This window comes from Sporomusa sp. (genome assembly GCF_057736855.1).
Genome location: NZ_JBYKYF010000343.1, coordinates 1 through 2,940, shown reverse-complemented (window position 1 = coordinate 2,940; position 2,940 = coordinate 1). Strand labels below are relative to the sequence as shown.

3 protein-coding genes are annotated in these 2,940 nt (G+C 42.7%); all 3 read right to left on the bottom strand.

From position 1 onward, the window contains the following. Nucleotides 1-276: 276 nt before the first annotated feature. Nucleotides 277-1,923, bottom strand: a complete 1,647-nt coding sequence (locus tag AC29Z1_RS15875; protein WP_488272429.1) for a ShlB/FhaC/HecB family hemolysin secretion/activation protein — start codon at nt 1,921-1,923, stop codon at nt 277-279. Then, complete coding sequence (locus AC29Z1_RS15870; protein ID WP_488272428.1) at nt 1,913-2,206, bottom strand: hypothetical protein; 294 nt, start codon at nt 2,204-2,206, stop codon at nt 1,913-1,915. The genes AC29Z1_RS15875 and AC29Z1_RS15870 overlap by 11 nt, the downstream gene beginning before the upstream one ends. Nucleotides 2,207-2,272: 66 nt before the next feature. Continuing rightward, nucleotides 2,273-2,940, bottom strand: a 668-nt coding sequence (locus AC29Z1_RS15865; protein WP_488272427.1) for a hypothetical protein, incomplete at its 5' end; no start/stop codon positions are given.

Genomic DNA, 2,940 nt, shown 5'->3' with positions numbered 1-2,940 from the left:
AAGCCCATAGCGGACTTTCACCGCCTAGTTACTGCCCATGCCGGGCAAACTAGCAGTAAGTCCGTACCACATTTGCGTGATACGGACTATTTTTTTATTTTGTAATCCCATTAACATAAAATTCGAATACGCACCCTTGATATAAACACATTTTACTATAATGTCAGAAAGGGCCCATACGTCTATTGTTTGTCAATACAAAACTGCCGACAAAATCTGTCGACAACCCAAAACGCCTAGTATGATAAGCAGGCATTCTGATTTATTCTTCATTTGTTATAAAATGGATTGCCAAATAAAATGCAGCCTTGGAGAATTAGCATAATTATGCTGCAGCGGCAATCCCAGAACCAGTTTGGCTACATGATCTGACGAGAAATTATGCGTCATCCCTATACCACAACTGGTCAGAAAATCGTTACTGCCGATAGATTCATGATTGCCTTTATACGGAAAAGCACCACCATGATCAATAAAAATAAGCCCGGTAGTTTTCTCAGATAGCGATTTGCTCCATTCGACGCTCAGAAAATACCCTTTATCACCTAGCAACAGCCCTTCCGCATAGCCTCGCACGCTGGACATGCCACCTAGAGAAAATTGTTCTACTGTCGGCAAGATTTTGTCTGGTGTGATCTGCCCGCTCAAGCGCAGAGTCTGAATCACGCCATCATTCAATGCCTGCTGCCGCACAGCCGCTAAGTTGTATTTAATGAAGTGCTGGCGCTGACCAGCACTATCTGCATAGCCCCTAGTTATATCATGTCGGACATAAGCAGCTTTTTTACTGCTATTTGCCTGCAAAGTATAGCTATAAGCAATAGTTTTGACATCTGTATCCAAAGTTTTTGTGCCATCAAACAGGGTTTCCGAGTCTTTGTCATTCACCTGGAAGCTGTGTTCAGTTTTAAAACCGGCCCGAACGCTCTGTAGCCAACTATAGCTAAGACCCAAATCGGAAGAATAGCCCTCAATATTAAGATGGGCATAAGGTCCGGATAAAATATCAATCCGGTTTCTAGCATAACTAATTGCCATCCGTCCACTATGGTTAACAGGTACACTGTAAGAAAAAGATCCCGCAAAGGTACCTTTTGACCACACTGGCATCAAGTTAATGATATCCCGGTTGCCAGTCAAGCTACGATTGGTCCAGGAAAATCCATAGCGATACCGTCCCGTGTTTTTGCTACCCGCATTATCAGAAAACAAAAGAAATTTTTCGTTTTCCGGTTCTTGCGCAATCAATACAATATCTGTGGTACCAAACGCAGCTCCTGGCTTTAATTCGGCGCGAAGACGCACGTCATTGGTCATATTAAAGTGTATTAACTGTTGTTCCAGAGTGTCCAAGCGTACAAGACTGCCATTGACAAGATTAAACCTATCCAAGAAAAACGAGTCCCGCGTGTATTGATTACCTAAGACTTGCAATTCTCCAATGCGTCCTTCAACCAACTGAATACGCACGACGCCATCTTTAATGGTTTGCTGCGGCAACAAGGCTTTGGCCGTAATATAATTTTTATTTTTATAAAGTTCATTAATTTTACCGATAACTTCGTAAAGATCGGATATGCTAATTTCTCGATTTTCATAAGTCGCCGTAATAGCCTGTATTTCTTCTGTTGTGAGAATATCTGAAACGTCAACGGCGATACGCCTTATGAAAACGCGAACAGTTCCGTCAGTGGAGTGTTCCGGTTGCTGGGTTGTTTTATCAATAACAGTATCTTCTGTCGAAGTCTTAGATTTTATTTTTTCGCCCAACCGGTAATATTCTAAAATGTCCCCAGCCTGCTTCAGTTCAGCACCAGACGGGTTATAGCCAGCTGGCGGCATAGGTTGAGCTAGAACTGAACTGTTCAAACATAATAATGTGAAAGCTATAAGTAACCCCGTTGTTTGCTTTTTAGACTTCATGCCCATCGTCCTCCGCCTTAGTCGTTGGGACGACAGGCGGCACAGGTTGCTGTTGCGTAATGGTAAGTACACCGTTATCTACTAATTGGCTAATAATATTTTGTCCCAAAGAAAAACCCTCAATAAAACCAGACAACGGAATGACTACCCGAGCGGCATGATTGTACACTGGATTGCCATCTTTATCCTGCAGAGCAGGGTTCAAACTGACGAAATCAATACGAACCGTTGTTCCATTCACATAGATATTGCTAACCTTATCTGCATAAAATTCCTGATTCATGTTCATTGCTCCTTTTTGCAGCAGGCCGTTTCCAGCGGCCTGCTGCGCTTTTACATATTATCGTTCCTAGTTGTCCATACTTTCCTTGTCATCTTCGTTATTATCGGTATTGCCAATATGTACTCCGTTACCGGCAGTACCAGTGGATGCGCCGCTTCCGGTAATACCAGAGTCTAGCTCTTCGCCAGCTACACTAGGATTTACTTCACCAGTAGTAGCCGTGTTTACTCCGCCACCAATGATTTGAACTGTATTTTCCTTGGACAAAGTTTGGAGACCGCCATTAAAGCCGGACAGATTTGCATTGATTTCTAGGCTTTCCGAGTCTGAATTACTCTCAGAAACGGTATTGCTTAAAGTGGTAAGTTTGCTGGTCTGCTTAATAAGGCTATTTTCATTGCTAGCTCCATTAACCAGATAGTCAGGATGATAATTGATGACTAGCGCATTAGTCTTGAATTGCCGATCAGCCGCCATATAGAGATAGAAGGAATTGTTTTCTGGCATAAGTTGCAAGTCGCTGTCAGCAAGATGCTTATCTATGTTACTGGCGTATACATAATGCTTATTGTTGCGGAAATTTGCCCAACTGCCGATACGGGTGTCAAGGAAGTTGACATTATCGGCATTTGCTTGAACATTAGCTTGATCAGCGGCAAAAGTGGTGAAAGTAACACCGATATCAGAACTAATAGTAACATCAATCGTATCCGCCATATATTTGCTGCCACCCG

Excerpts from the sequence above, each read along its gene's own strand:
- AC29Z1_RS15875 (WP_488272429.1), bottom strand. The coding sequence starts at position 1,923 with ATGAAGTCTAAAAAGCAAACAACGGGGTTACTTATAGCTTTCACATTA.
- AC29Z1_RS15870 (WP_488272428.1), bottom strand. The coding sequence starts at position 2,206 with ATGAATCAGGAATTTTATGCAGATAAGGTTAGCAATATCTATGTGAAT.